General features: G+C 38.1%; 24 protein-coding genes. 23 read left to right on the top strand and 1 reads right to left on the bottom strand.

What is annotated here, in order from left to right; all coding sequences use genetic code 11:
• Positions 1 to 21: 21 nt before the first annotated feature.
• From ispH to rfbA, 21 genes are all read left to right on the top strand, one after another.
• Positions 22 to 900 (top strand): 4-hydroxy-3-methylbut-2-enyl diphosphate reductase, encoded by an 879-nt coding sequence (gene ispH / locus ACESZG_RS03100; protein WP_329282403.1) that lies wholly within the window; start codon positions 22 to 24, stop codon positions 898 to 900.
• Positions 881 to 1,957 (top strand): 30S ribosomal protein S1, encoded by a 1,077-nt coding sequence (gene rpsA, locus ACESZG_RS03095; protein WP_118341712.1) that lies wholly within the window; start codon positions 881 to 883, stop codon positions 1,955 to 1,957. The genes ispH and rpsA overlap by 20 nt, the downstream gene beginning before the upstream one ends.
• Before the next feature lie 147 nt (positions 1,958 to 2,104).
• The gene (locus ACESZG_RS03090) at positions 2,105 to 2,851 is read left to right on the top strand and encodes a CpsB/CapC family capsule biosynthesis tyrosine phosphatase (protein WP_008704461.1); all 747 of its coding nucleotides are present in this window, start codon (positions 2,105 to 2,107) and stop codon (positions 2,849 to 2,851) included.
• A gap of 140 nt (positions 2,852 to 2,991) precedes the next feature.
• Complete coding sequence (locus tag ACESZG_RS03085) at positions 2,992 to 3,771, top strand: YveK family protein (RefSeq protein WP_008704460.1); 780 nt, start codon at positions 2,992 to 2,994, stop codon at positions 3,769 to 3,771.
• 21 nt (positions 3,772 to 3,792) lie between these two features.
• Positions 3,793 to 4,503: a polysaccharide biosynthesis tyrosine autokinase gene (locus ACESZG_RS03080; RefSeq protein ID WP_022380917.1), complete on the top strand. Its 711-nt coding sequence runs from the start codon at positions 3,793 to 3,795 to the stop codon at positions 4,501 to 4,503.
• Between the two features lie 63 nt (positions 4,504 to 4,566).
• A complete protein-coding gene (locus tag ACESZG_RS03075; protein ID WP_022380918.1) occupies positions 4,567 to 5,529 on the top strand; it encodes a hypothetical protein in 963 nt (320 codons plus the stop codon).
• Positions 5,530 to 5,559: 30 nt separating this feature from the next.
• Complete coding sequence (locus ACESZG_RS03070; protein WP_373217523.1) at positions 5,560 to 6,597, top strand: LCP family protein; 1,038 nt, start codon at positions 5,560 to 5,562, stop codon at positions 6,595 to 6,597.
• 140 nt (positions 6,598 to 6,737) lie between these two features.
• On the top strand, positions 6,738 to 7,364 hold the full coding sequence (locus ACESZG_RS03065; RefSeq protein WP_055052976.1) for a hypothetical protein: 627 nt from the start codon (positions 6,738 to 6,740) through the stop codon (positions 7,362 to 7,364).
• Positions 7,365 to 7,599: 235 nt separating this feature from the next.
• Complete coding sequence (gene loaP / locus ACESZG_RS03060; RefSeq protein WP_227292020.1) at positions 7,600 to 8,106, top strand: antiterminator LoaP; 507 nt, start codon at positions 7,600 to 7,602, stop codon at positions 8,104 to 8,106.
• 84 nt (positions 8,107 to 8,190) lie between these two features.
• Positions 8,191 to 9,645 (top strand): sugar transferase, encoded by a 1,455-nt coding sequence (locus ACESZG_RS03055; RefSeq protein ID WP_373217520.1) that lies wholly within the window; start codon positions 8,191 to 8,193, stop codon positions 9,643 to 9,645.
• 335 nt (positions 9,646 to 9,980) lie between these two features.
• Positions 9,981 to 10,748, top strand: a complete 768-nt coding sequence (locus tag ACESZG_RS03050) for a WecB/TagA/CpsF family glycosyltransferase (protein ID WP_044952063.1) — start codon at positions 9,981 to 9,983, stop codon at positions 10,746 to 10,748.
• Positions 10,749 to 10,750: 2 nt separating this feature from the next.
• On the top strand, positions 10,751 to 11,833 hold the full coding sequence (locus tag ACESZG_RS03045; RefSeq protein WP_020993806.1) for a glycosyltransferase family 4 protein: 1,083 nt from the start codon (positions 10,751 to 10,753) through the stop codon (positions 11,831 to 11,833).
• A 12-nt stretch (positions 11,834 to 11,845) separates the two neighbouring features.
• Positions 11,846 to 13,006, top strand: coding sequence for a polysaccharide pyruvyl transferase family protein (locus tag ACESZG_RS03040; RefSeq protein ID WP_008704449.1), 1,161 nt, complete (start codon positions 11,846 to 11,848; stop codon positions 13,004 to 13,006).
• Positions 12,999 to 14,255: a Coenzyme F420 hydrogenase/dehydrogenase, beta subunit C-terminal domain gene (locus ACESZG_RS03035; RefSeq protein ID WP_008704448.1), complete on the top strand. Its 1,257-nt coding sequence runs from the start codon at positions 12,999 to 13,001 to the stop codon at positions 14,253 to 14,255. Before ACESZG_RS03040 ends, ACESZG_RS03035 begins: the two co-directional genes overlap by 8 nt.
• Complete coding sequence (locus ACESZG_RS03030) at positions 14,239 to 15,372, top strand: glycosyltransferase (RefSeq protein ID WP_008704447.1); 1,134 nt, start codon at positions 14,239 to 14,241, stop codon at positions 15,370 to 15,372. Before ACESZG_RS03035 ends, ACESZG_RS03030 begins: the two co-directional genes overlap by 17 nt.
• 130 nt (positions 15,373 to 15,502) lie before the next feature.
• Complete coding sequence (locus ACESZG_RS03025; protein WP_008704446.1) at positions 15,503 to 16,666, top strand: glycoside hydrolase family 99-like domain-containing protein; 1,164 nt, start codon at positions 15,503 to 15,505, stop codon at positions 16,664 to 16,666.
• A gap of 47 nt (positions 16,667 to 16,713) precedes the next feature.
• On the top strand, positions 16,714 to 18,018 hold the full coding sequence (locus tag ACESZG_RS03020) for an O-antigen ligase (RefSeq protein ID WP_055201518.1): 1,305 nt from the start codon (positions 16,714 to 16,716) through the stop codon (positions 18,016 to 18,018).
• A gap of 20 nt (positions 18,019 to 18,038) precedes the next feature.
• Entirely contained in the window at positions 18,039 to 19,205 is a 1,167-nt protein-coding gene (locus tag ACESZG_RS03015) for a polysaccharide pyruvyl transferase family protein (protein WP_008704443.1), read from the top strand.
• A complete protein-coding gene (locus tag ACESZG_RS03010; RefSeq protein ID WP_008704442.1) occupies positions 19,202 to 20,623 on the top strand; it encodes a lipopolysaccharide biosynthesis protein in 1,422 nt (473 codons plus the stop codon). The genes ACESZG_RS03015 and ACESZG_RS03010 overlap by 4 nt, the downstream gene beginning before the upstream one ends.
• 188 nt (positions 20,624 to 20,811) lie before the next feature.
• On the top strand, positions 20,812 to 21,918 hold the full coding sequence (locus ACESZG_RS03005; protein WP_055058526.1) for a Coenzyme F420 hydrogenase/dehydrogenase, beta subunit C-terminal domain: 1,107 nt from the start codon (positions 20,812 to 20,814) through the stop codon (positions 21,916 to 21,918).
• Positions 21,919 to 21,922: 4 nt separating this feature from the next.
• A complete protein-coding gene (rfbA, locus tag ACESZG_RS03000) occupies positions 21,923 to 22,819 on the top strand; it encodes a glucose-1-phosphate thymidylyltransferase RfbA (protein WP_008704440.1) in 897 nt (298 codons plus the stop codon).
• Positions 22,820 to 22,865: 46 nt separating this feature from the next.
• On the opposite strand, the gene ACESZG_RS02995 is transcribed toward rfbA, so the two are convergent.
• Positions 22,866 to 24,083 (bottom strand): transposase, encoded by a 1,218-nt coding sequence (locus ACESZG_RS02995; protein ID WP_055058525.1) that lies wholly within the window; start codon positions 24,081 to 24,083, stop codon positions 22,866 to 22,868.
• 256 nt (positions 24,084 to 24,339) lie between these two features.
• Here ACESZG_RS02995 and rfbB point away from each other — a divergent pair, with 256 nt between their 5' ends.
• A complete protein-coding gene (rfbB, locus tag ACESZG_RS02990) occupies positions 24,340 to 25,350 on the top strand; it encodes a dTDP-glucose 4,6-dehydratase (protein WP_055058524.1) in 1,011 nt (336 codons plus the stop codon).
• A 14-nt stretch (positions 25,351 to 25,364) separates the two neighbouring features.
• Entirely contained in the window at positions 25,365 to 26,279 is a 915-nt protein-coding gene (gene rfbD / locus ACESZG_RS02985) for a dTDP-4-dehydrorhamnose reductase (RefSeq protein WP_008704437.1), read from the top strand.
• Positions 26,280 to 26,283 lie beyond the last annotated feature (4 nt).

Below are 26,283 nucleotides of genomic sequence, written 5' to 3'. Positions count from 1 at the left end.
GGGTAAGGAAAGGATTTATTTATGAAAGTTAAAGTAGCAGAGACAGCAGGCTTCTGCTTCGGCGTCAAACGGGCAGTAGACAAAGTCTACGAACTGATCGGCACAGAACAGAAACCAATCTACACTCTGGGTCCGATCATCCACAACGAAGGTGTAGTAGCGGATCTGGAAGCCCGTGGCGTCCACGTTATCACAGAAGCAGACCTGGATTCCCCGGATGACACCCTGCAGAACGGAACAGTAGTCATCCGCTCTCACGGTGTAGGCAAAGCCATCTACGATAAGCTGAAAGAAAAAAACATCTCTTATGTAGATGTGACCTGCCCCTTCGTTCTGAAAATCCACAGGATCGTGGAAAAAGAAAGCCTTGCAGGAAACCACATCATCATCATCGGCGACAAAGACCACCCCGAAGTACAGGGCATCTGCGGCTGGTGTCAGGGACCGTACACGGTGATCAGAAACAAAGAAGAAGCCGAAGTATTTGTACCCCCAAAAGGCAAAAAAATAAGTATTGTGTCCCAGACGACATTTAATTACAACAAATTTAAAGATTTAGTTGAAATTCTTTGCAAAAAGAGGTATGATAATAATGTTTTAAATATTCTCAATATTTTAAACACTATTTGTAATGCTACCGAAGAACGGCAGAGAGAAGCAAAAAACATAGCCGGAGAGGTAGACACTATGCTGGTCGTAGGCGGCCGGCACAGTTCCAATACTCAAAAGCTGTTTGAAATATGTAAAAAGGAATGTGGAAATACTTACTATATACAAACACCTGTAGACTTGGATTCTGAAATGTTCCAATGCAGTAGTTATGTAGGTATTACAGCAGGGGCTTCCACCCCAAACAAAATTATTGAGGAGGTTCAAGAACATGTCAGAATTAAGTTTTGAACAAATGCTGGAAGATTCCGTAAAGACTATCAGAAATGGAGAGATTGTACAGGGTACTGTCATCGATGTAAAAGAAGATGAGATTATTCTGAATATCGGTTATAAAGCAGACGGTATTATCACAAAGAACGAATACTCTAACGATGCAAGCCTTGTACTCACAGATGCTGTCCACGTTGGAGACACAATGGAAGCAAAAGTTCTCAAAGTCAATGACGGAGAAGGTCAGGTAACTCTTACTTACAAGAGACTGGCAGCAGAGAAAGGCAACAAACGTCTTGAAGAAGCATTTGAGAATCAGGAAGTATTAAAAGCTCCTGTAACTCAGGTACTTGACGGTGGACTTTGTGTAAACGTAGACGAAGCAAGAGTATTCATTCCTGCAAGCCTCGTTTCCGACACATATGAGAAAGACCTTTCCAAATATGCAGATCAGGAGATTGAATTCGTTATCACAGAATTCAACCCGAGAAGACGCCGCATCATCGGTAACCGTAAGCAGCTTCTTCTTGCTGAGAAAGCAGAGAAACAGAAAGAATTAATGGAGAAGATCCATGTTGGCGACACAGTTGAAGGAACAGTTAAGAACGTTACAGATTTCGGTGCATTCATCGATCTTGGCGGAGCAGACGGACTTCTTCACATCTCCGAAATGTCCTGGGGCAGAGTAGAGAACCCGAAGAAAGTATTCACTGTTGGCGATAAAGTTAAAGTTCTTATCAAAGAGATCAACGGAGAGAAGATCGCACTTTCCCTTAAATTCCCGGAAGCAAATCCATGGCTCACAGCAGCTGAGGACTTCGCTGTAGGAAACGTAGTTAAAGGTAAAGTTGCACGTATGACAGACTTCGGTGCATTCGTAGAGCTTGCACCTGGTGTAGATGCACTTCTTCATGTATCCCAGATTTCCAGAGAGCACGTTGCCAAACCAGCAGACGTACTGTCAATCGGACAGGAGATCGAAGCTAAGGTTGTTGACTTCAACGGCGAAGATAAGAAGATCAGCCTGAGCATGAAAGCTCTTGAGGCACCGGCTGAGGAAGCTACAGAAGAATAATTAAGAGAATACTCATAAATATTCAGCAACCGGCTTTGTATGAGGATGATCATACAGAGCCGGTTGATTATTTTTTTAGATTACGAATGTGGTCAGCAGTTACAGGAGCATCAGAAATGCTGCAGACAGTCAGGAAGGAATGATAGGATGTCCATAAAAGGAATTTATGATATACACTGTCATATTGTACCCGGTGTAGACGATGGAGCCACAGATATAGGAGAAACCGTAAAATTACTCCGGATGGAATATGAACAGGGTGTGCGGACGGTTATTGCAACTCCCCATTTCCGCTTTCGGATGTTTGAAACACCTGCGGAGAAAGTCAGAGAGCAGTTCAGACTGGTGGAGAAAGCGGCATCAGAGATCAGCCCGGATCTCCATGTGTATCTGGGATGTGAGTTTCACGCCAATATGGAGATGCTTCCCATGCTCAGAGAACAGAAAGTAATGACAATGGCCGGTTCGCGGTATGTTCTTACAGAATTTTCCCATAACTCGGAAGAAAGCTATATACGGGAACGTCTCGGTGCATTGCTCTCCGGAGGATATAAGCCGATCATGGCACATATAGAACGTTACGAAGCCACACGTAACAGTCTGGATTTTGTGGAAGAACTGGCAGATATGGGCGTCTATATGCAGATCAATGCAGACAGCATCACAGGAAAAGATGGATTTTTTACTAAACGGTACTGTAATAAAATCATGAAAGACGGACTCCTTCATTTCGTCGGATCAGACTGTCACAACAGTACAAAGAGGAGCAGCAGGATTGGAGAGGCATATCGTATGGTTTCAGCGAAATTCGGGCAGGACTATGCAGATGAACTGTTTATTCATAATCCTGCAGAAATTCTGAAACAGAAACAAAAACATGAGGCTACAGATTGACTTTTTTTATTGGCTGATATACAATAAAATCGGTTTATGTCAATTTTGCTGTTTACTTTCAGAAATACATAAGACAGAATATTACCTGTGAACAGTAATGTACAAAACTATAAAGAAAAAAGGGAAAAGGAAATTATCAGATGTTAGACAATTTGAACAGTAACTTTGAGAGCAGCAAAGCACAGAGACCCGATGCAAATGATGATGAAGTCGAAATCGACTTACTGGAAATATTTTATGCGCTCAAGAAAAAAATCCTTCTGGTACTGATGGTTGCTCTTGCCGGAGGCTGTATTGCAGCAGCATATACGCAGTTTTTAATGACACCGATCTACAGCTCCACATCCAGTATCCTTGTACTTTCGAAAGAAACCACACTGACATCACTGGCGGATCTGCAGTTAGGTGCCAGCCTGACCAGTGATTATACAGTTCTGATCACAAGTACCCCTGTGATGGAACAGGTGATTTCAGATTTGGATCTGGATATGACTGCAGAACAGCTGAAAGGAAGCGTAAGTATCAATAATCCTACAGATACCCGTATCCTTGAGATTACTGTCAATAATACAGATTCTAAAATGGCAAAGAAGATCGTAGATGAGATTGCGAATGTTTCTTCATCCTATATTGGCGATAAAATGGAAGTTATTCCGCCAAAGATTATTGAAGTTGGTAAGATTGCTACTGTAAGAACTTCTCCAAGCGTAAAGAAGAATGCAGCACTCGGCTTCTTACTCGGTTTCCTTGCATGTGCGGCAATCGTGGTTGTATACGCTGTAATGGATGATACTATTAAGACAGAGGAAGATATTGAGAAATACCTGGGAGTTTCTGTTCTTGCCAAGGTTCCTGACAGAAAAGATTTTATAAATTCGAAGAACAGGAAATCAAAGAACAAGAATAAGAAGCACCATTAAACTGATGGAGGAATCTGAGCAATGAAGAAACTCAATTTAACAGATAAAAGAAATCCGGATTATTTTTACAGTGAGGCGATCAAAACTCTGCGTACCAATATTCAGCTGTCGGGTCAGAGCATAAAGACAATTCTGGTTACAAGCTGTTATCCAAACGAAGGTAAGAGTGATATAGTACTCAGTCTTGCCCAGGAGCTTGGGAGTATTGGCAAGAAGGTTCTCCTTCTGGATGCGGATATCAGGAAGACTGCATATGCCGGACGACTGGGTGTGGAAGAGGAAGTGAAAGGTCTCTCACAGCTTCTGAGCGGTCAGGTGGGATTACAGGAGGTTATTTATTCTACAAACTTTCCGAATATGGATATCATATTCGGAGGCCCAAGTGCACCGAACCCGTCAGGACTTCTCAGTGAGAATATCTTTAAGGTATTCTTAAAGGAAATCAGAGAATATTATAATTATATCCTGATCGATACACCGCCTATCGGAACAGTAATTGATGCGGCAGTGATCGGAAGATGCTGCGATGGTGCAGTCTTTCTGATTGAACCGGGAAATGTCAGGTACCGGGACGCACAGAAAGCATTTAAACAGCTGGAAAGAAGCGGATGCCGTATTCTTGGAGCTGTTATGAACAAGATAGATACCAGTGATGACAAATATTATTCTTCCTATTATAAGCATTATGGAGAGTATTATCGCAGAAGCGACGAAGAAGCCCAGATTAAATAATACGGGCAGTTATCTGGCAGTAAGACAGAAACCATGATCAATGATAAAGGAGAATTTGGAAAAGTGAGCAAAATAAGGAATAAAAAAATAAAAAAGACGAATATCTTACTGGGCTTTATCTGCATTCTGCTGGCAGTTCTCCTGGGCTTTATTCTTGTGACCAGTTATAAATCGGAACAGAAGGAATCCAGACACCTGTCAGAAATTGCGGACGACCAGCAGAGTGGGATTGAAGATTACGAAGCAGTAAAAGAACGTGCAAAAGAGCTGGAGGAGGTATCTTCCGAAGAAGCAGAAGATACAGAAGACATTAAATCAAAGAACACAGAAGACACAAAAGACACAGAAAAAACGGATACAGCTGACACAGAAGATGCAGATAAGACAGAAGATACAAAAGATAAGACGACAGCTGCTTCAGGTATTGTGTGCTGGGGAGATGATCTGATCAATGGGGAAGAATCCAATACATATTCCTATATGACAGTACTTCAGAAGCTTCTGACCGATAATGGCTATAATATGACAGTAGTCAATAAAACGCTTCAGGGAGGCGGCACTCTCTCCATGATGAAGATGGCTGGTGTAAGTGATGAAACTATTCAGAGCTATATTACCAGACATCAGCAGGCTGCAAACGGTGCCCAGTTGAATGTAACAGAGACCGGAATACGTGATCTGACAGAAGAACAGACTACAAGAAATGATATGGATTGTATTCCAGTTATTTTCATGGGATATTATGGCGGCTGGAATCATGATCCTGCAGAACTGGCAGACCAGCAGGAACAGATTTTAAATACATTTCAGAATAAAGATCAGTTTATTGTAGTAGGAACACGCCCTATGGACGGAAGCGTAACCTCTGAAGCACTTGATCAGGTGCTCAGCCAGAAATGGGGAGAACACTATATCAGTCTTGCAGATGTGACTGCACAGCCGTCTTCTACCTATGAGGCTCAGCAGGCAATGGCAGAGGCAATATTACAGAAACTGCAGGAGCTTAATTATATCAGCAAAAACTGATGAGATAACTGAAATACAGAGATTGAAGGAATGAAAATGAAAAAAACCACAAGAAAAGCCATCAGACAGCGTAAGATTTGTATGCTTTTGATTATTATCCTGATTATAGTTCTTTCCATTCTTGGCGGCGGTTATTATCTGTTAAGTCAGAAAAATGCTACATCGTCAAAAGCCGGCGGTCAGAACAGTGACAGCCGGAATCAGACGGATTTGAACCAAAACAGTGCTACTGTGGAATATAAAGGTGAGACATACAAATATAACGATCATCTCAGCAATTATTTATTCCTGGGAATTGATACAAGGGAAGCTGTAGATACTTATCAGTCACAGGCAGATGCCGGGCAGGCAGATGCAATTTTCCTGGTGTCCATGGATCGTGCAACAGAGAAGATAAAGGTTCTGTTTATTCCACGAGATTCCATGACCAGGATAGAAGTATTTAATCCATATGGTCAGAGCCTTGGAGAGACAACAGATCATCTGAATATACAGTATGCCTTCGGGGATGGAAAAGAGAAAAGCTGTGAACTGATGAAAACAGCAGTTTCCAATATGCTGGACGGACTTCCGATTCAGGGGTATTGCTCCATGAATATGGATGGCATTTCAGTGATTACAGATTTCGTAGGTGGAATACAGCTCACAATCCCTGATGACAGTCTCGCAGATGTGAATCCGGAATATAAAAAAGGTGCTGTTGTGGATATCACAGGGGAAACTGCAGAACAGTTTGTAAGATATCGTGACATTGACAAAACCCAGAGTGCTCTGGTCCGTCAGGAGAGACAGAAAACCTTTCTTCAGGCACTGGTGCAGAAGGCTCAGGAAAAAGCAGGAGAGGACGCCGGATTTGTGACAGGTCTCTATGACAGTGTTAAAAGCTATACAGTTACAAATATGGGTAATGATATATTTGCCAAATTGCTGGCTGCATCACAGAATGGAATCACTGATACAGAGACAGTACCGGGTGAGGGAACACATGGGGAGAACTTTGATGAGTATCATATCGATGAAGATGCATTGTCGGATTTGATTATTTCCATGTTTTATGAGAAAATTTGATTGTATTAGTCATAGTATGATGAATACAGAATACACTGTACTGTGATAAATAATTATCACTGTTATTATTCAGAGATAGTCCGTGCAGACATTCTGTACGGTTATCTATATAAAAATTAATCCAAAAGGAGAGGTGCATTATGAAAATCGCGAAGAAATTTATGACACTTGCTTTAGTAGCTGCCCTTGGAGTAGGATGTGCTACTGTAGGTGTCGGTGCAGCGCCAAGCAACACGAGTGATTTGGCCGCGGTAGCGCCAAGTAAGACAAGCGAAATTACTGTGGATTCTAAACAGTCTTCAATTTATGAAGTTGTTAAGGAACTTGAGAAAACACAGGGCTTTGCTGATCTGCAGGCAAAATATAAAGATCTGGCAGATGCTTTTAAAAAAATCAATGATGGTACAATGAAGATGGAAGATTTCATAAAAGTATTGAAATCCCTTTCTGTAGATGAAGCAGACAAGGCAGACCTTGAAGATGCCATTGCTAAACTCGAAGGAAAAATGATTGTTACATTTGTCTATGAATTCAACGTACTGAAGCCGGAAGAAGCAAAGCCTAATGATGACGGAACATATGAAGTAAAGCTTAATGTTCCGAGTCTTACAGACACTATGGAAGGTATTCAGCTTTGGGTCTACAGCAAAGACGGCACAAAGAAGTTTGTAGTCATTGATCCGGTTAATATTGACAAAGAGGGCAAAACTCTTACTGTTACCTTAAACGATGGAGATTTCTTCATGGTAATCGCAGACGCAAAATAATCAATAATTCGGAATCAGAACGCAGTCGCCAGAGATGGCGGCTGTTTTTTTGTAGAAATATGTTGCATTTTTTTATTGATGTAGTTATAATAAAATACGGCGTAAATCTTTTGTCTTTAAATCGTCGCTTTGCCGCGTTTGAAGATATGGATAATACATATCTTGAAGTATGAGTCTGCCTTGAAACACAGGCAGAATGGCGAAGCATACCCAGAATACGGAGGTAAGATATCCAGTGTGGTATGTGATGCAAGTGCGCACAGGCACCGAAGAAAACATCCGCTGTCAGTGTCAGCGGTTAATAAGCAGCAATGTCTTAGAACGCTGCTTTATCCCATATTACCAACAGAAGAAACGATTTCAGGGCGAATGGCATATCCAGGAAAGAATCCTCTTTCCCGGGTATGTCTTTTTAATTACCCAAAATCCGGAAAAACTGGTAAATGGACTCAAGAAAGTCATCGGACTGACGAAGCTGATCGGAACCGGCGATGAGATCGTCCCACTGGTTCAGGAAGAAATAGATTTGCTTATGAAAATAGGCACGGACAAACAGCTTGTAGAGATGTCTTCCGGCATTATCGAGAATGACAGAGTGCAGATCCTGGCAGGTCCTCTGATGGGAATGGAAGGAAATATCCGCAGGATAGACCGACATAAAAGAACAGCATATCTGGAAATAGAAATGTTCGGAAGAACAGTAGAAATGAAGGTGGGATTGGAAATTATAAGAAAAGAATAATAAAAAATGATGGCATATTTACAGGAAAACGATTCTGTAAATATGCCTTTTTGAATAAAAAAGAAGGAGAGGTTAGGAAAACGTATGTACAGGAAAAAATCAAGAGGATGGTATAAACACAAAGATTTCATATTAATTGATCTTGCGTGTTTATTTATGGCTTTAATACTGGCGTATCTGATTCGAAACGGTTCTGTCAGGAACCTGTTTACACTGGGAATTTATCGCAATGTGATGATATTTGTCATATTGGTGGATCTGTTCCTGATCATTTTGTTTGAATCTTATAAAGGAGTTCTGAGAAGAGGACGTTATCAGGAGCTGCGTTCTGTTATCCGGCAGATGATCCTGATCGAACTGGCAAGTGGTCTGTACCTGTTTACTGTCAGTGGCGGACGTACATTTTCAAGAATAATCCTTTATCTTATGGGAATTTTCTATGTGCTTTTATCCTATTGTACAAGAATAATATGGAAAAAACGTCTGCTGCATAAAATGGCAGAAGGTGGAGAGCATTCTCTCTACATTGTAACCAATTATGACCTTGCATCAAAAGTAATCCAAAATGTAAAAGAACACAATTATAACCGCTACAACATCAATGGTCTGATACTCATTGATAAAGATATGACAGGGAAAGAAATTGTAGGAGTCCCGGTAGTAGCAGACTTAAATAACGCACTATCCTTTATCTGTCAGCAGTGGGTAGATGAGGTCTTTGTAAATGTAGATGAAACATATCCATACCCTCAGGAACTGATAGAAGAGTTGCTGGAAATGGGAATGCCGGTCCATGTAAACCTGGCAAAAGTCAGAAGTACTCCCGGACAGAAACAATTTGTGGAGGCAATTGGCGGATATACAGTTCTGACAACCACCATGAACTATGTCACAGACAGACAGGCACTTGCCAAAAGAGTATTGGATATTCTTGGGGGACTGGTGGGCTGCTTCCTGACAGGAATCATTTTTATTTTCATAGCACCGGCTATCTACATCAGTTCTCCGGGTCCGATTTTCTTCTCACAGACAAGGATTGGAAAAAACGGAAAGCCATTTAAGATGTACAAATTCCGGAGTATGTATATGGATGCAGAAGAACGGAAAGCAGAATTGATGGCTCAGAACAAAATGAGTGATGGACGTATGTTCAAACTCGATTTCGATCCCCGAGTAATCGGAAATAAGATTTTGCCGGACGGAACCAGAAAAACCGGAATCGGCGAATTTATCAGGAAAACATCCCTTGATGAATTTCCACAGTTCTGGAATGTGCTAAATGGGAGCATGAGCCTTGTAGGAACTCGTCCGATCCTTCAGGACGAACTGCGTCAATATGAATTACATCACAGGGCTCGAATCGCTATTAAACCGGGAATCACTGGTATGTGGCAGGTAAGCGGACGAAGTGACATTACAGACTTCGAAGAAGTTGTAAGACTGGATACAGAATATATCAGTAACTGGAATTTTGGCCTGGATATTAAAATACTGTTTAAAACAGTAATTATGGTTCTGAAGAGGGAAGGATCGGTATGAAGAAAATTAGGCAGAGTCCGCACATGGAATGCAAAGGAGCATGAAGTGGAGCGGATTTTGTTGTTATTGTGGATGGGTTTATCTGTAAAATATGGATTGAAAGATGTGTACAGTTTTAACAAAATTCATATGCCAACAAGTTAGGTGAGTAGCCCATGACAGGTCTACATCAAAGACTCAGTGACGGTCGGAAAAATAGATGTCACTGTGAGAAAAATGATAACCACAGTGCGATAGATTATCCGGCATGGATGATAACCACACTGTTTTATATAAATTGCTCGGCTCAATATGAGCCTTCCGTATAAGTAGAAAAAGAGGGAAAGGTGCGAGAAATGGAGTATAAGAGAAAGGTTGATAAAAAATGCATTCCAACTTGCAATATTATGGGAGTTAATATTGCGGCAATCAATATGGAGTGGTTGGTAGACTATCTCGAAAAAAATATTTCGGAAATAAAAGGAGACTACGTATGTGTCTCAAATGTACATACAACGGTAACAAGTTTTGAAGATGCGGATTACTGCGCAATTCAAAATGGCGGGTTAATGGCAATTCCAGATGGCGGTCCTCTTTCTACTGTTGGTCAGAAACGCGGTCATAAGAATATGGAGCGCACAACAGGTCCAAGTTTAATGGGAGAGATTTTTGAGATCTCTGCAAAGAAAGGGTATCGCCATTATTTTTATGGCAGCAAAGAAGAAACTCTTGAATTGCTACAAAAGAAGTTGATGGAAAAATATCCAGAAATTCAAATTGCTGGGATGTACAGTCCTCCGTTTAGACCTCTGACGGAAGAGGAAGATAAGGTAATTATAGAGAGAATTAATGAAACTAAACCGGACTTTGTCTGGGTTGGGCTTGGAGCGCCAAAACAGGAAAAGTGGATGGCCGCCCATCAGGGAAAAATTGATGGACTGATGCTTGGTGTTGGAGCTGGATTTGATTATTATGCAGAAAATATTAAGCGCGCTCCGATGTGGATGCAGAAACATAATCTGGAGTGGGTGTATCGTTTAGTACAAGATCCGAAGAGACTGTTTAAGAGATATTGGAGCACTAATACGAAGTTTATTTGGAACGCGATGATAAGGGGAAAGTGAATATGAAAAGAGTATGTATGATTGTTCCAAATAGAATGGTAAAAGGTGGAATAGCTGCGGTCGTAAATGGATATAGGGGATCACAACTAGAGAAGGACTATGAAATAACTTATGTAGAGTCATATAAAGATGGAAGCAAATTTGATAAGCTTTTAAAAGGTATTTGCGGATATTTTCATTTTGCATATGTATTAATGTTTCATAAGCCGGATGTGGTTCACATTCATTCTTCTTTTGGACCTTCATTTTATAGAAAGATGCCATTTATTTATATGGCATCCTGGCGTAAAATTCCGATTGTTAATCACATACATGGTGCTGATTTTGACGAATTCTATGTAAATGCACCGGAAGAAAAAAAGGCTAAGATTAAAAAAGTATATAGTAAATGTAACGTGTTGATTGCTCTTTCTGAGGAATGGAAAGAACGATTGAGCCAGATTGTTCCGGAAGATAGAATTGAAATAATTGAAAACTATAGTGTCCTTCATGAAGATGCTTTAGAGGAAAGGATGCAGAGGGAATGTAATAATACAGTTCTGTTCCTTGGAGAATTAGGAAAAAGAAAAGGCTGTTATGATATTCCGGCGGTTATAGCACAGGTGAAAAAAAGTATACCGGATGTGATTTTTGTTTTAGCTGGAGCAGGAAGCGAAGCTGATGAGAAAGCAATCAAGGAGTTGATTGCTGAAAAAGGTATATCCGATAATGTGAAATTCCCTGGATGGGTTCGTGGTGATACGAAGGATAAACTGCTTAGGGAAGCAGATGTATTCTTTTTACCATCTTATAACGAGGGAATGCCAATGTCGGTGTTGGACGCAATGGGGTATGGTCTTCCAGTTGTAAGTACAAATGTGGGTGGAATTCCCAAGATTGTGCATGATGGAGAGAATGGTTACTGTTGTGATCCGGGTAATGTTAATCAATTTGCGAAAGGGATTACGGAAATACTTTTAGATAGAAAAGAAAGAAAATCATTCGGGGAAGCTTCTTGGAAAATCGTAAAAGAGGGATATTCGCTAGAAGCACACTTAAATCGAATTGAACAAGCTTATAAGCAAGTCTTGTTAATGGATGTATAAGAGGAAAAGTATATGAAAATTGGTATTTGTACATGTTATGACAATCATAATTATGGCAGCATGTTGCAAGCTTATGCAACATATGTGAAATTTGTGGAATTGGGATATGACTGTGAGTTTTTGTGCTATAGAAAAAAACTTAATACGATTCAAAAAATCAAGTGGTTACCCAGATTGTTGAATAAGTATCTTATGAAGGAAAAATTTCGCCTGATTGAAAAAAAGATTCAATTAAAGAAACATCCTGATATCAAGATGAAAGATGCGATTCGTCAAAGAGCATTTGATAGATTTCTGGAGAATTTTTTGAAAGATAAAGTATCAGCTCCATATATTGGTTTTGAAGCACTTAGGGCAGGAAGTAAAAACTATGATGTTGTAGTTGCCGGTGGCGATCAGCTGTGGATTCCAGCTGGATTGCCAACAAATTTTTTCAATTTGATGTTTGCTGATGAAAAAGTAAAACGTGTTTCATATTCAACTAGCTTTGGTGTTACAGAGGTGCCTTTTTATCAGAAAAGAAGAACAATCGAATATTTAAATAGAATAGAGATGCTTGGAGTTCGCGAGAAAAGCGGTGCGGAACTCATTGAGCGATTAACAGGAAGAAAAGCCGTAGTCGTTCTAGATCCAACTTTATTACTGAATAAAGAAGAATGGGCACAAGCAATTCCTGTAAAACCTGTATTAGAAAATGATTATATCTTTTGTTATTTTTTAGGAGCAAATTCCGAACATCGAAAGGTTGCGGAAGAACTATCTAGGAAAACAGGTATTCCTCTTTATGATATGCCGCATATAGATGAATTTGTTCCGTACGATCTGCAATTTAATGCGGAACACTTGTATGATATAGATTCAGAGCAATTTGTGAATTTAATTCGCTATGCAAAATATATATGTACCGACTCGTTCCATTGTACTGTTTTTTCAATATTGCATCATAAGCAATTTTTAGCATTTGACCGTTATAGTGATCCTTTAATGATGTCACGTAATTCAAGAATAGCTAATCTTTGTGACATAACTGGACTGTCATCTAGAAGATATACTGGTGATGTGTTGGAGCAAATGAAAAAGCCTATAGATTATGACAGAGTCGATGAAAGATTGGAAAAAGAAAAAGCCATATCGGTTGCTTATATTAGAGAGGCGCTTGGGAAGAATGATTGAAATCAATGATAAGGTGAATTGTAGCGGATGTACAGCCTGCTATGCTGTTTGCCCGCAGAGTGCAATTGAAATGAAGCTTGATGAAGAAGGGTTTAAATATCCCCGGGTAGATAAAAATAGGTGTGTAGAATGTGGGTTATGTAATAGTGTATGTCCTATATTAAATAAAAGAAAAATAGGAGAAGAAACCACATCTGGTTATATTGTACAGAATAAGAATGACTCCATTAGATTGAAGAGTACATCAGGGGCGGCTATAAATGCAATTGCAGAATATGTTATTTCATGCGGTGGAGTCGTATTTGGCTGCGAGTTTTCGGATGATAGAGTTTGCAGACATACAATGGCGACAGATATAAGTGATCTGGGGAAATTTCAAGGTTCAAAGTATGTTCAGAGCGAACTGGGAGATTGCTTTAAAAGTATAAAAGAACAGTTAGATGCAGATAAAAAAGTACTTTTTATAGGTATGCCCTGTCAGGTAGCTGGCCTTGAATCTTATATTAAAAGAAATAAAGAAAATTTATATTTAATAGACTTAGCTTGCCATGGAGTTCCTTCACCAGGAGTGTTCAAAGATTTTATTCAGTTTTTAGAGCATAAGTATAAAGGTAAAATTTCCAATTTTGTCTTTAGAGATAAAACATATGGGTATTCAGCAACCAATATTAAAGTCTATTTTGCCAATGGAAAGACAATTGATTGTAGAAATGATATAAAAACTTTTACAAGGCTTATGTTCAAGGGAATTACATTGCGACCATCGTGTTATGAATGTGCTTTTAAAACAAAACATCGTGTAAGCGATATAACCATATTTGATTGCGCATTAGTAGGTTCTTATAATAAAGATATGGATGATGATATAGGAACAACTAGTATCTTATGTCATAGTGATAAAGGTAAAAAACTATTAGAGCAACCTGATGTAATAGATAAGATGAGAATAAAATCAGTTGATAGCGAAGAGTTGATTTTAACAGAGGGTTCTATGCTTATTGCGTCGGCAAAGAAAAGTGAAAATCGGGAAGCATTTTTTCATGATAGAGAGTTAATGACATACGAACAATTAACAAATAAATATGCACCTATTACATTAAAAATGATTATTGGAGATATTGTTAAAAGATCTCTTCGTTATACTGGCCCAATAGGAAAAGCAGTAATTTTATATAATAAAAAGAAAAGTATAGAGAAGTATCAAAGAGAATTTATGGGAAGGAGTGGTGAGAATGAAACAGCAGATTAATGGCAATAATCCAATTCGAGTATTGCATATGGCTCCTATTCGCATGGGCGGTATAACAGAACTCGTTCTCACATTGTCCGAAAAAATTGATTTTGAAAAGGTTCAGTTTGATTATTTAACATTTGAAGATACTTTTGATCAGGCCTCTAAAAGGGCAAAAGAAGCACATAGTACCATTTATCGAGTGGATTTACAAACTGTTAAAAATCCGATTGTTAGAGGCTTGAAGAAATTTTTCGGTATTATTAAATTAGTTCATTCTGAGCAGATTAAAATAATACATATAAATTCGTCCACACCATATGAAGTATTGGTTGCATTTGCTGCAAAAATCGGAGGTGCAAAAAAAATAATTTATCACTCTCATAATAGTAGCTACTATCCTGGCCAGAAACTCGTAAAATTATCAGAAGTATTCAAGTGGTTTATGCCTTTTGTGATTACAGATTATTTAGCATGCTCAGATGCAGCAGCAAGGTTCATGTTTCCGAAGAAAATCGTTGACGCGGAAAATTATACCGTTATCAAGAATGGCGTAGATTATGATAAACACAGTTTTAAGCCCGAAGTTCGCACTGAATTACGAAAAAAATATGGATTAGAGAATAATTTTGTTTTGGGCCATGTGGGAAGGTTTAATGTACAGAAAAATCATGAATTTCTGATTGATATCTTTTATGAAGTCTATAAGCATGATAATAGTGCAAGATTGTTTTTGGTTGGCATTGGAGAAACAGAAAATCAAATAAAAGAAAAAGTAAAGCGATTAGGAATAGAGGAAGTTGTTATTTTTCATGGTCTATCAGATGAAGTGAATCGGCTTTGGAATATGTTAGACGTTTTTGTAATGCCTTCTCTATATGAGGGATTACCAGTTGCAGGAGTTGAAGCACAGGCAAATGGATTGCCTTTGATCGTGTCTAATACTATAACGCAAGAGTTAAAAATAACAGATGCTGTAGAATATATAGGTTTAGATGAGAAAACATCCAAGTGGTGCGAAGTAATTGAAAGGTATAACGGATACAAACGAAAGAATACACGTATGGAAATTACGAATGCGGGGTTCAATATTGATGATACAGCAATACGGCTAGAGAGGATATATCTATCTTAAAAGAAGAAAGCACAGGTAAGCTTTTTCAATGATATAATTTTGCAAAAAAATATTTGAGTTAAGCGAAAGTAGTTTGGAGAAAGTAAGAACTTTTGAAATAGAACTACTTCTGAAAGACGTAGGAGGAACTATGAAAATTATTGCATTTTATTTGCCTCAATTTCATGACATTCCAGAGAATGATGAATGGTGGGGAAAAGGATTTACTGAATGGGTCAACGTCAAAAAGGCACAACCTTTATATAAAGGACATGAACAACCACGAATTCCAATGAATGAAAATTATTATAACTTATTGGATGATAATGTTAAAATCTGGCAAGCCAACATTGCTAAAGAATATGGCATTTATGGATTTTGTTATTATCATTATTGGTTTGGAGGAAAATTGCTTTTGGAAAAACCGATGGAGCAAATGCTTGCAAATCCAAAAGTTGATATACCGTTTTGTATTAGTTGGGCTAACGAACCGTGGACAAAAGCTTGGGTAAATGAAAGTAAGGTACTGATACCTCAGTTTTATGGTGGAAAGAAGGAATGGAAAGAACATTTTGATTATTTACTTCCTTTTTTCAAAGATAATCGATATATTAAGGAGGATAATAAACCATTATTTATTATATATAGGGCAGAGGTCATTGATTGTCTGAATGACATGCTTGATTATTGGACAGAGTTAGCACGACAAAATGGTTTTTCTGGGATGAAATATGCTTATCAGAATTTAACTTTTGATCTTATGCCGAATAGGGATGATAGTAGATTTGATTATAACATTGAATTTCAACCTAGTTATGCGTGGAATGATTTGAACAACAAATCAGCAGTACAAAAATCTAAATTGTGGAATTTTTTGAGAAATATTAAAAGACGGATTTATGCTGAAACTGAAAAGAGGTTAGGTTTTGATCTGCAGAGATATTTCAACCATAAAGGGAAAGAAAAAAATGCGTCTGTTCTTAAAACCGATTATGATGAAGCCTGGAAGGCAATTTTAGAACATATTCCAGAAAATGAAAAGAATATACCGGGTGCTTTTGTTGGATGGGATAATACGCCTAGAAAAGGGCATAGAGGGCAGGTATATATTGGCGACACACCTGAAAAGTTAAATAAATATATGAGCAAGCAGATTCAACGTGCAAAATCGATATACAAAAAAGATATGATTTTTATGTATGCTTGGAATGAATGGGCTGAAGGTGGATATTTAGAACCTGATGAAAGAACTGGATACAAGAATTTAGAGGCTATTCGGGATGCTTTGAAGGCGAATAATGAATTTCCATGGTAAGTTCAGGATATCATTATTAGAAAAGGCTAGAAAGGTTAGTAGATAAGATGAAACTTAACATCCGAAATACTATAATATTTTTGGTGTTTGGTATTTATCCCATTATTCCACAATATTTTGGAATAATGGGAATAAGTGCTTTTAAACTTATGTGTTTAGGAATCGTGCTATTTGCATGTGTGGCTTTGGGAATTTCAAAATCAGTTGCTACTTCATGCAGGAATATCCAGATTGCTTTTGGAATCTGGCTAATTATTATGTTTATAAACGCAATACTTTTTAAAGGCGTTGTTGAATATTTTTATGAGATATTATGTTATTACTTGGTGGGTTTTGTGATAATTAAATGTTTGAATACCAGAAAACGATTTCTCCGTGCAGTTGATTTATTAATTATTGGAGCAGTAGTTGCTTCAATAATTGGTATTGTGGAAAGTATAACGGGGTTTAACGTTTTCCATTTGCTTAATAATATGGGGGCACAGATTACATTACAGCCATTAAGATTTGGTTTTAGACGAATTATTTCTTTTACATATCAAACAATATCATTTTGTAACTATTGTATGTTTGCATTGGGACTGATAGTTTATCGTATTAGTGTTTGTAGTAAAGGAAATGAAAGAAAACAAAAATATGGTATAGCATATGGTTTTGTTTTTATTGCTGCATTATTAACACTTTCAAGATCAATATTAATATGTATCATAATAAGTCAGCTTATTCTTTTGTATTTATGTGGCTATAAAGTTTTATTAAAGAAATTATTAATTATTACATCAGTGGGTATGTTAGCGGTAATTATTTGTTCAATTGTTCTTCCAGAAATTTTAAATATATTACAGAATGTTGCATATATGTTACTCGCAGTGTTTGATGATAATTATGCAGCAATGCTAGGAAATGTTGATGGAACAGGAAGTGGGGATAGGAAAGAATTATTGAAATGGGTTTGGGAGTCGATAGATAATAAATGGATTGGAATGGGAGGCAGTGCGGAGTTCGCTTATTCACTTACAGAACGTTCTGGAATTTATTCATATATTAGAACCAAAACAAGTATTGAAAATCAGTATTTGAATTTATTATATCATTATGGAATTATTGGATTAATTTCTATGATATGGGTTTATATACAGGTGTTTATAAAATCGATAATTCAAGCTGTAAAGAATCCTTCAGAGTGGGAAGGACGTATATCCTTTCCAAAGATGTTAGTAGTAATCTTGGGCACGTATTATATATCCTTTTTTGGTGTTCATCAAATTGATGAAAAAAGAATTTTTTTCTGTTTGATATTTTTATTGATAGCATATTGTAATAATAAAGCATATTTAACAGCATATGAATAATAGTAAAGGGGTAGAACTTAATGATTATTGGATTATTTGGATTTGATTTTATTAGTTCAAATAAAGGATGTGAAGCTTTAACTTATACGTTTCTTTCTATGATGGAAAGAATATGTGATGAGAAAAAACTTTATGTATATAATTTTACATATAATAAAACTTTAGGAAGGATTCCTGAACAATTTCCAGAAATAGAATTTAAGCAGTGTAATATTAATTTAAAAAATCCTAGATATTGGAAAAATGCATTTAAACTTTTAAAAACATGTGATGTATTTTTTGATGCAACATTTGGAGATGGATTTTCTGATATATATGGAAAAAAATGGAATATAAAAACAGATTTAATAAAACAAATGGTCATTTGGAGTGGGACTCCTCTAGTATTGGTGCCTCAGACATACGGTCCTTATAACAATCTGGTACTAAAAAAATGGGCAATGAGACTGATTAGAAAGGCAGATTTAGTATATTCTCGTGATAATTTATCAGCAAAAGTTATCAAAGAACAAAGTGGTGTGGAAATAAAGGTTGGTTCAGATATGGCTTTTAAACTTCCATACGATAGAACCAAATATAAAATCGATAATGAAAGAATAAATATTGGAATAAACGTATCATCCTTGCTATGGGATAGCCAGTGGGCTAAAGAAAATCATTTTGGTCTTACAGTTGATTATAAACAATATCATATAAAAATTTTGGAATGGTTAATAGAACAGTCAAAATATAAAATTCATATCATTCCACATGTGATAGATCTTGAACAGCCAAATGCTAGAGAAAATGATTATCGTGTATGTTTGCAACTGAAGAAAAAATATGGTGATAAAATTGAGATTGCACCACCGTTTAATACGCCGATTGAGGCAAAGAGTTATATTGCTAACATGGATGTTTTTATTGGTTCAAGAATGCATGCAACGATAGGTTCAATTTCGTCAGGGGTTGCAACAATTCCTTTTTCATATAGTAGAAAGTTTGAAGGTCTATTTGGAAATCTTGAGTATCCATATGTTATTTCAGCTCGGAATTTTTCTTTGGAAGAAGCATTAGAAAAAAGTAAATCATGGATTCAAAACTATGAAATATTAAAGGGGTGTGGACAAAAGTCAGTGGTGGAATCGTATGCAAAGTTAGAATTGCTTGAAAATGATATTAGGTGTCTTTTGGAGAAAAGAAAATGATAGGTGTTATAAGAAAATTTAAAACGGCATCTCCGGCAGTTAAAGCATCTATGGCATTATTATTTGCAAATTTGATTTTAAAAGGGATTTCCTTAATAAGTGGACCTATATTTACGAGAATTATGTCAGCTGATCAATATGGGATAGTTTCAACATTTCAATCTTGGCAGAGTCTGCTGACAGTAATCGTAACATTAAATTTATCGCAAGGTGTGTTTAATAATGGAATGTTAGAGTTTAAGGAAAATAGAAATCAATTTCAATTTGCATTAGTTGTTATAACAGCTGTTTGTACAGGTTTGTTTTTTTTGATTTTTGAGATATTTAAAACGCCATTATTAAATATGTTTGAAATACCTCCGGTTATGGTGTATGTAATGGTTTTATATTTTTTGTTTGTTCCAGCATATCAATTTTGGAGTGGGAGACAACGGTATGAATATAAATATAAAGCATTATCAATTATTACTGTATGTATCGGATTATTTTCATTACTTCTTGGAGTCCTGTTTGTTCTTAATGCATCTTCAGAAAATGAAGCAATCGCACGAGTATGTGCCATGGAAGGGGTAAATATCGTAGTCGGAATTTTCTTTTTTATGATAATTGCGATGAAAGCTCAATTTAAATTAAGAATAGATTATTGTATCTATGCTTTAAAGTTTAATATACCACTTATACCACATTATATGTCAATGTACATATTAGCAAGTTCTGACAGAATCATGATAACAAAAATGATAGATACAACATCTACAGCTATTTATTCAGTAGCATATACGGTTGCTTCTGTCATTCAAATTCTTTGGACGTCAATTGAGGCATCATTGTCACCTTGGATTTATGAACGCTTAGATGTTCAAGATGAGGAGAGTGTAAGAAAAACTAGTGGTCAGATAATGCTTACTTTTGCTGTATTTTGCCTGGGATGTACATTATTTGCTCCGGAAATAATGACAATACTGGCTCCTGATTCTTATAAAGCGGGCATTTACGCGATACCAGCGATTGCAGGAGGAGTTTATTTTACAGCAGTATATTCATTATATATGCGAATAGAGTTATTTTATAAAAAGACAACATTTGCTACGGTAGCATCAACGATTGCAGCAGTATCAAATATTATTCTGAACTATATATTTATTAAATTGTTTGGATTTGTGGCAGCCGGATATACGACAATGGTATGTTATGCATTGTTAGCATTACTTCATTATATAAATGTCAAAAATAAAAAATATGATGATGCAATTGATAATAAAAAAATATTGGCGATTTCAATAGTTGTCATAGTTGTTTCTATATTGATTTCTATACTCTATTCACATAGATTATTAAGGTACAGTTTTATTCTTATTATTTCTTTGGCAGCATTTATTAAGAGAAAAGCAATAATAGTTATGTTGAGAAAAAGTTGAATGTATGTTAATTCTGCGTTGTCTGACAATAAGTGTATATGTCGAAAAGACTTATTTAAAGTATATATAAATGATAAAAAATGACATTTAGAAAGTGAAAGTTAGATATGAAAGAGTCGAGTAAATACATAAATACATATTGTACCGGGTGTGGTCTGTGTCATTCAGTACAAGGAACAGAATTAAAAATGATAGATGGTGGTTTTCCTAATGTTGATGTAAAAAAAGGAGAATCGTTAGAATTTTATCATTCTGTTTGTCCTGTTTTTTATTATAAAGGCAAGCAGAAGCATGATATATGGGGAAATATAGAAAAAGCTTTGATAGGTTATTCATCTAATAAAAAAATTAGATTTAAAGCGGCTTCAGGAGGAGCATTAACTGAAATATGTTGTTATTTATTAGAAAATAAAAAAGTCGATGCAATAATTCATACAACGTATGACCCGGATGATCAGACTAAAACGATTAGTTGCGTTAGTACTACAGTTGAAGAGGTGATAAGCAGATGTGGTTCAAGATATGGAATATCTGTACCACTCAAAGATATTTTACAGATAGTACAAAGTGACAAAAAGTATGCATTCGTTGGAAAACCGTGTGATGTAATGGCACTTAGAAGATATTTAAATAAAAATGAGAAATTGACAAAAAATATTATTTATTTGTTATCTTTTTTTTGTGCAGGGGAGCCTAGTGTTAATGCACAGGATGAACTTTTGAAAAAAATGGGAACTTCTAGGCAGGGATGTGATACGCTAGTATATCGAGGAAACGGATGGCCTGGTTTTACAACGGTTAATACCAAAGATGGTCGCGAACTCAAGATGGAATATAAAGTAGCGTGGGGTCAATATTTAGGACGAGATATAAGATATATTTGTAGATTTTGCATGGATGGAACAGGAGAACTGGCTGATATTGTATGTGCTGATTTTTGGCAGTTGGATAATAATAATCACCCAGATTTTTCAGAACATGAGGGTCGAAATATTATAATTGCAAGAAATGAGCTTGGAAAACAATTATTGGATGCGACTGTTAAAAGTGGAAGAATTAACGTTGAAGAGGATTTTACTACTAAAATTGACTCAGAATTTTATTTATATCAACCAGCGCAATTAAAACGGAAAGGTACAATGAAAACTACCATAACTGCAATGAAATTATGTAGACGTGATACACCGAAATATAGTAAGAGCTTTCTTAATAAATACGCTTCACATGTTGATTTAAAAGTAAAATTCGATTTTTTTATTGGGATTATTAAAAGAGTAATAAAAGGAAGGTTATGAGTATATGAAGGGCATTATTTTAGCAGGAGGATCAGGCACTCGTCTGTACCCATTAACGAAAGTTACGAGCAAGCAGCTTTTACCAATTTATGATAAACCGATGATTTATTATCCGATGTCTGTTCTGATGAACGCTGGCATCCGCGATATTTTGATTATTTCCACACCGCAGGATACTCCTCGTTTCGAGAATCTGCTGGGGGATGGACACCAGTTTGGTGTGAATCTGACCTATGCGGTTCAGCCGTCTCCGGATGGACTGGCACAGGCCTTTATCATTGGTGCCGACTTTATCGGTGACGATTCTGTGGCTATGGTGCTGGGCGACAACATCTTTGCGGGTCATGGTCTGAAGAAGCGCCTGCAGGCAGCAGTCCAGAATGCAGAAAACGGCAAGGGTGCAACGGTGTTTGGCTACTATGTGGACGATCCAGAGCGTTTTGGTATCGTTGAGTTCGATAAGAACGGTAAGGCCATTTCTATCGAGGAGAAGCCAGAACATCCGAAGAGTAACTACTGTGTGACTGGCTTGTACTTCTATGATAATCGTGTGGTCGAGTTTGCCAAGAACCTGAAACCGTCTGCCCGTGGTGAATTGGAAATTACCGATCTGAACCGTATTTATCTGGAAGACGGCACCCTGAATGTAGAACTGCTGGGTCAGGGCTTCACTTGGCTGGATACAGGTACACATGAGAGCCTGGTGGATGCCACCAATTTCGTAAAGACTGTCGAGCAACATCAGCATCGTAAGATTGCTTGCCTGGAAGAAATCGCATATCTGAACGGATGGATCTGCAGAGATGAGTTGATGGAAGTCTATGAGGTCATGAAAAAGAATCAGTACGGACAGTATCTGAAGGACGTCATGGACGGCAAGTATCAGGAACATCTGTATTAATTAGAAAACGAGAACAAGATACATACACCAGTTTACAATTTTATAATTAATAGACTTGCTGACGAATCAGCTGTTTTAAAGCCTTTATGATAACATTTGATTTTATATGTGTTTCGATGTTTCTAACGAAATTGGTCAAAAATATCTGGCTGCGAATACCCTGACTTAATTCAAAAAGAAACTCCTGTACACTTTTTGTACGATATTCGGAAAACTGCTCATCCTGATAGGGTAAGATCTTCATTGCACAATAACAGATATTGATCAGATTTACCAGCATTTCAATACCCTTGCAGCTTCGTACCATATAACTGCAAAGTGACCAGATGGTTTTCTGCTCATAGTAGCTTGTTTCAATATTCCACTGGAACGAGTACAAAAACAGCGGAATATATTTCATCCTGTCACTTCCTGTCTGGTTTAATGGTTCTTTTTCCTGATAGGCACAGAAAATCTGCAAGTCTTCCGGGAAAATGGTGCTGAAAAACAGGCGTTTTGTACCGTGTTCTTTTTCAGTAGCGGTCACATAAGCCTGAATTTCCCGACATCCAAAAAGGTTGGTGATCACACGGTGTGCTCCGATATAGTAATCGCCGATCTTTTCATTGGAAAAAGCAAAATCTGTTTCAACAGAAAGTCTCTTCCCATGTTTGGCGGGACGTCCTCTGCGGCCGGTATGTGCAGGAGCAGGATCATACATGACAGAATCAATCCTGGCATTGCCGATAAGATCCAGATTCTGGTATTCATCAACGATTGAACCCAGATTTTGCTTTGTGTACCAGCTGTCACAGAGGATAATAGCCTGCTTTTTCTCCTGAAATTCAGGCATGACCTGACGGATCATGGATGCAGCAAGTTCCAGCTTTGATTCTTTTTTCTGCCACATGCGATATCCAAGAGGAAGTGAAAGATAAGATACCCTGTCATTCTTCCATACAGGTATGCAAAGCATAATATTTACAAAGCAGTGTCCATTCAGATAATTGGAACCATTATGTGCGGCATGGTCAAAGAGTTTTGAAACATTCTCAAACCGAGTTCCGGTCTTTGCTACCATGGTATCATCCACACAAAGAAATATCGGCTGTGTTGCCAGTGAATCCGGTATCATTCTCAAAGCAACTTTAGCTGTGATATTCATAAAGTGGGAATAATCAACTTTTGCATAGGAATATGCGTGGTAAAAGGTATTGAGGGATTTTGTGGTAATCCCAGACAAAAAGTGCTGATATAAAAATCGAATGGAATGTACAGATTCCAATGTTAGTATTGATAAAACGAGTAAAAACAAAGTATCTGCTGTTGGAGCAGAAAAAGTTTCAAAATAAATCAAAAAATATTTGTGAAGTCTACCAGTCAGAGTCTTTTCGTTGTATAATGTCTTTGTCGTACAGGATCACTTTCCTTTGTAATGTTTTGGAGCAAACTCATTATACATCAGAAAGCCCTGTACGATATTTTTTTATGAAAAAGTTGTAAAGTGATGATACATAGATAAGTGTAGAGGAGAATAAATCATGAATATTATTGTTACCGGCGGCGCTGGGTTTATTGGTAGTAACTTTGTATTCCATATGCTGAAGAAGTATCCGGATTACCGGATCATCTGTCTGGACAAGCTGACCTATGCAGGCAATCTGTCCACACTGGCACCTGTTATGGATAACCCGAATTTCCGCTTTGTGAAGGCAGATATCTGCGACCGCGAAGCAGTGGATAAACTGTTTGAAGAAGAACATCCGGACATCGTGGTCAACTTTGCGGCAGAATCTCATGTTGACCGTTCCATCGAAGATCCGGGTATCTTCCTCCAGACCAATATTATCGGTACCAGTGTGCTGATGGATGCTTGCCGCAAGTACGGTATCCAGCGTTATCATCAGGTTTCTACCGATGAAGTTTACGGTGACCTGCCGCTGGATCGTCCTGATCTGTTCTTCACCGAGGAAACTCCGATTCACACCAGCTCTCCGTACAGTAGCTCCAAGGCTGCCGCTGACCTGCTGGTTCTGGCTTACCACCGTACCTACGGCCTGCCTGTGACCATTTCCCGTTGCTCCAACAACTATGGTCCGTATCACTTCCCGGAGAAGCTGATGATTGCTAATGCTCTGGCTGACAAGCCGCTGCCTGTTTACGGCGAGGGTCTGAACGTCCGTGACTGGCTGTATGTGGAAGATCACTGCAAGGCCATTGATCTGATCATCCACAAGGGTCGTGTTGGTGAAGTCTACAACGTCGGTGGTCATAACGAGAAGCAGAATATTGAGATCGTGAAGATTATCTGCAAGGAGCTTGGCAAGCCGGAAAGCTTGATCACTCATGTTGGTGATCGCAAGGGTCACGATATGCGTTATGCTATTGATCCGACCAAGATCCACAATGAGCTGGGCTGGTTGCCGGAGACCAAGTTTGAGGACGGCATTAAAAAGACCATCCAGTGGTATCTCGATAATCGTGAGTGGTGGGAGACCATCATCAGCGGTGAATATCAGAACTATTATGAGAAAATGTACAGCAACCGCTAACAGGAGGAAAGAACATGAAGTTTTTTGTAACAGGCGTTGGCGGTCAGCTGGGACATGATGTGATGAATGAGCTGCTGAAGCGCGGTCATGAAGGTGTTGGTTCTGATATTCAGGAAAACTACAGTGGTGTTGCTGATGATTCTGCGGTGACGAAGGCTCCGTATATAGCACTGGATATTACTGATAAGGACGCTGCTGAAAAAGTAATTACAGAAGTAAATCCGGATGCCGTGATCCATTGTGCAGCATGGACTGCTGTGGACATGGCAGAGGATGATGATAAAGTAGCGAAGGTTCGTGCTATCAATGCAGGCGGCACGCAGAACATTGCAGATGTTTGCAAGAAACTGAACTGCAAGATGACCTATATCAGCACGGACTATGTGTTTGATGGTCAGGGTACAGAGCCTTGGCAGCCGGACTGCAAGGATTATAAGCCTTTGAATGTATACGGTCAGACAAAGCTGGAAGGTGAGTTGGCAGTCAGCCAGACACTGGAGAAGTATTTCATTGTCCGCATTGCTTGGGTGTTTGGGCTGAATGGTAAGAACTTTATCAAGACTATGCTGAATGTCGGCAAGACACATGACACTGTCCGTGTGGTCAATGACCAGATCGGCACACCGACCTATACATACGATTTGGCTCGACTGCTCGTTGATATGAATGAAACCGAAAAATATGGTTATTATCATGCAACCAACGAGGGCGGCTATATCAGCTGGTATGATTTCACGAAAGAAATTTATCATCAGGCTGGCTATAAGACAGCAGTGCTTCCGGTAAGTACGGAAGAGTACGGTCTGAGTAAAGCAGCTCGCCCATTTAACAGCCGCCTGGATAAGAGCAAGCTGGTGGAAGCTGGTTTTACTCCGCTTCCGACTTGGCAGGATGCACTGAGCCGTTACCTGAAAGAAATTGAGCAGTAATAGA

Source organism: Blautia sp. Marseille-P2398, assembly GCF_964240315.1.
In the GTDB taxonomy this organism is placed as follows: Bacteria; Bacillota; Clostridia; order Lachnospirales; family Lachnospiraceae; genus Blautia_A; species Blautia_A wexlerae.
The sequence above is the reverse complement of the archived record's forward strand: the minus strand, read 5'-3'. Positions and strand labels throughout refer to the sequence as shown.

Excerpts from the sequence above, each read along its gene's own strand:
- rpsA (WP_118341712.1), top strand. The coding sequence starts at position 881 with ATGTCAGAATTAAGTTTTGAACAAATGCTGGAAGATTCCGTAAAGACT.
- ACESZG_RS03055 (WP_373217520.1), top strand. The coding sequence starts at position 8,191 with ATGTACAGGAAAAAATCAAGAGGATGGTATAAACACAAAGATTTCATA.
- rfbD (WP_008704437.1), top strand. The coding sequence starts at position 25,365 with ATGAAGTTTTTTGTAACAGGCGTTGGCGGTCAGCTGGGACATGATGTG.
- ACESZG_RS03020 (WP_055201518.1), top strand. The coding sequence starts at position 16,714 with ATGAAACTTAACATCCGAAATACTATAATATTTTTGGTGTTTGGTATT.
- ACESZG_RS03010 (WP_008704442.1), top strand. The coding sequence starts at position 19,202 with ATGATAGGTGTTATAAGAAAATTTAAAACGGCATCTCCGGCAGTTAAA.
- ACESZG_RS03065 (WP_055052976.1), top strand. The coding sequence starts at position 6,738 with ATGAAAATCGCGAAGAAATTTATGACACTTGCTTTAGTAGCTGCCCTT.
- ACESZG_RS03090 (WP_008704461.1), top strand. The coding sequence starts at position 2,105 with ATGTCCATAAAAGGAATTTATGATATACACTGTCATATTGTACCCGGT.
- ACESZG_RS03085 (WP_008704460.1), top strand. The coding sequence starts at position 2,992 with ATGTTAGACAATTTGAACAGTAACTTTGAGAGCAGCAAAGCACAGAGA.
- ispH (WP_329282403.1), top strand. The coding sequence starts at position 22 with ATGAAAGTTAAAGTAGCAGAGACAGCAGGCTTCTGCTTCGGCGTCAAA.
- ACESZG_RS03035 (WP_008704448.1), top strand. The coding sequence starts at position 12,999 with ATGATTGAAATCAATGATAAGGTGAATTGTAGCGGATGTACAGCCTGC.
- ACESZG_RS03025 (WP_008704446.1), top strand. The coding sequence starts at position 15,503 with ATGAAAATTATTGCATTTTATTTGCCTCAATTTCATGACATTCCAGAG.
- ACESZG_RS03080 (WP_022380917.1), top strand. The coding sequence starts at position 3,793 with ATGAAGAAACTCAATTTAACAGATAAAAGAAATCCGGATTATTTTTAC.
- ACESZG_RS03005 (WP_055058526.1), top strand. The coding sequence starts at position 20,812 with ATGATAGATGGTGGTTTTCCTAATGTTGATGTAAAAAAAGGAGAATCG.
- ACESZG_RS03040 (WP_008704449.1), top strand. The coding sequence starts at position 11,846 with ATGAAAATTGGTATTTGTACATGTTATGACAATCATAATTATGGCAGC.
- ACESZG_RS03070 (WP_373217523.1), top strand. The coding sequence starts at position 5,560 with ATGAAAATGAAAAAAACCACAAGAAAAGCCATCAGACAGCGTAAGATT.
- ACESZG_RS03030 (WP_008704447.1), top strand. The coding sequence starts at position 14,239 with ATGAAACAGCAGATTAATGGCAATAATCCAATTCGAGTATTGCATATG.
- rfbB (WP_055058524.1), top strand. The coding sequence starts at position 24,340 with ATGAATATTATTGTTACCGGCGGCGCTGGGTTTATTGGTAGTAACTTT.
- ACESZG_RS03015 (WP_008704443.1), top strand. The coding sequence starts at position 18,039 with ATGATTATTGGATTATTTGGATTTGATTTTATTAGTTCAAATAAAGGA.
- rfbA (WP_008704440.1), top strand. The coding sequence starts at position 21,923 with ATGAAGGGCATTATTTTAGCAGGAGGATCAGGCACTCGTCTGTACCCA.
- ACESZG_RS03050 (WP_044952063.1), top strand. The coding sequence starts at position 9,981 with ATGGAGTATAAGAGAAAGGTTGATAAAAAATGCATTCCAACTTGCAAT.
- ACESZG_RS03045 (WP_020993806.1), top strand. The coding sequence starts at position 10,751 with ATGAAAAGAGTATGTATGATTGTTCCAAATAGAATGGTAAAAGGTGGA.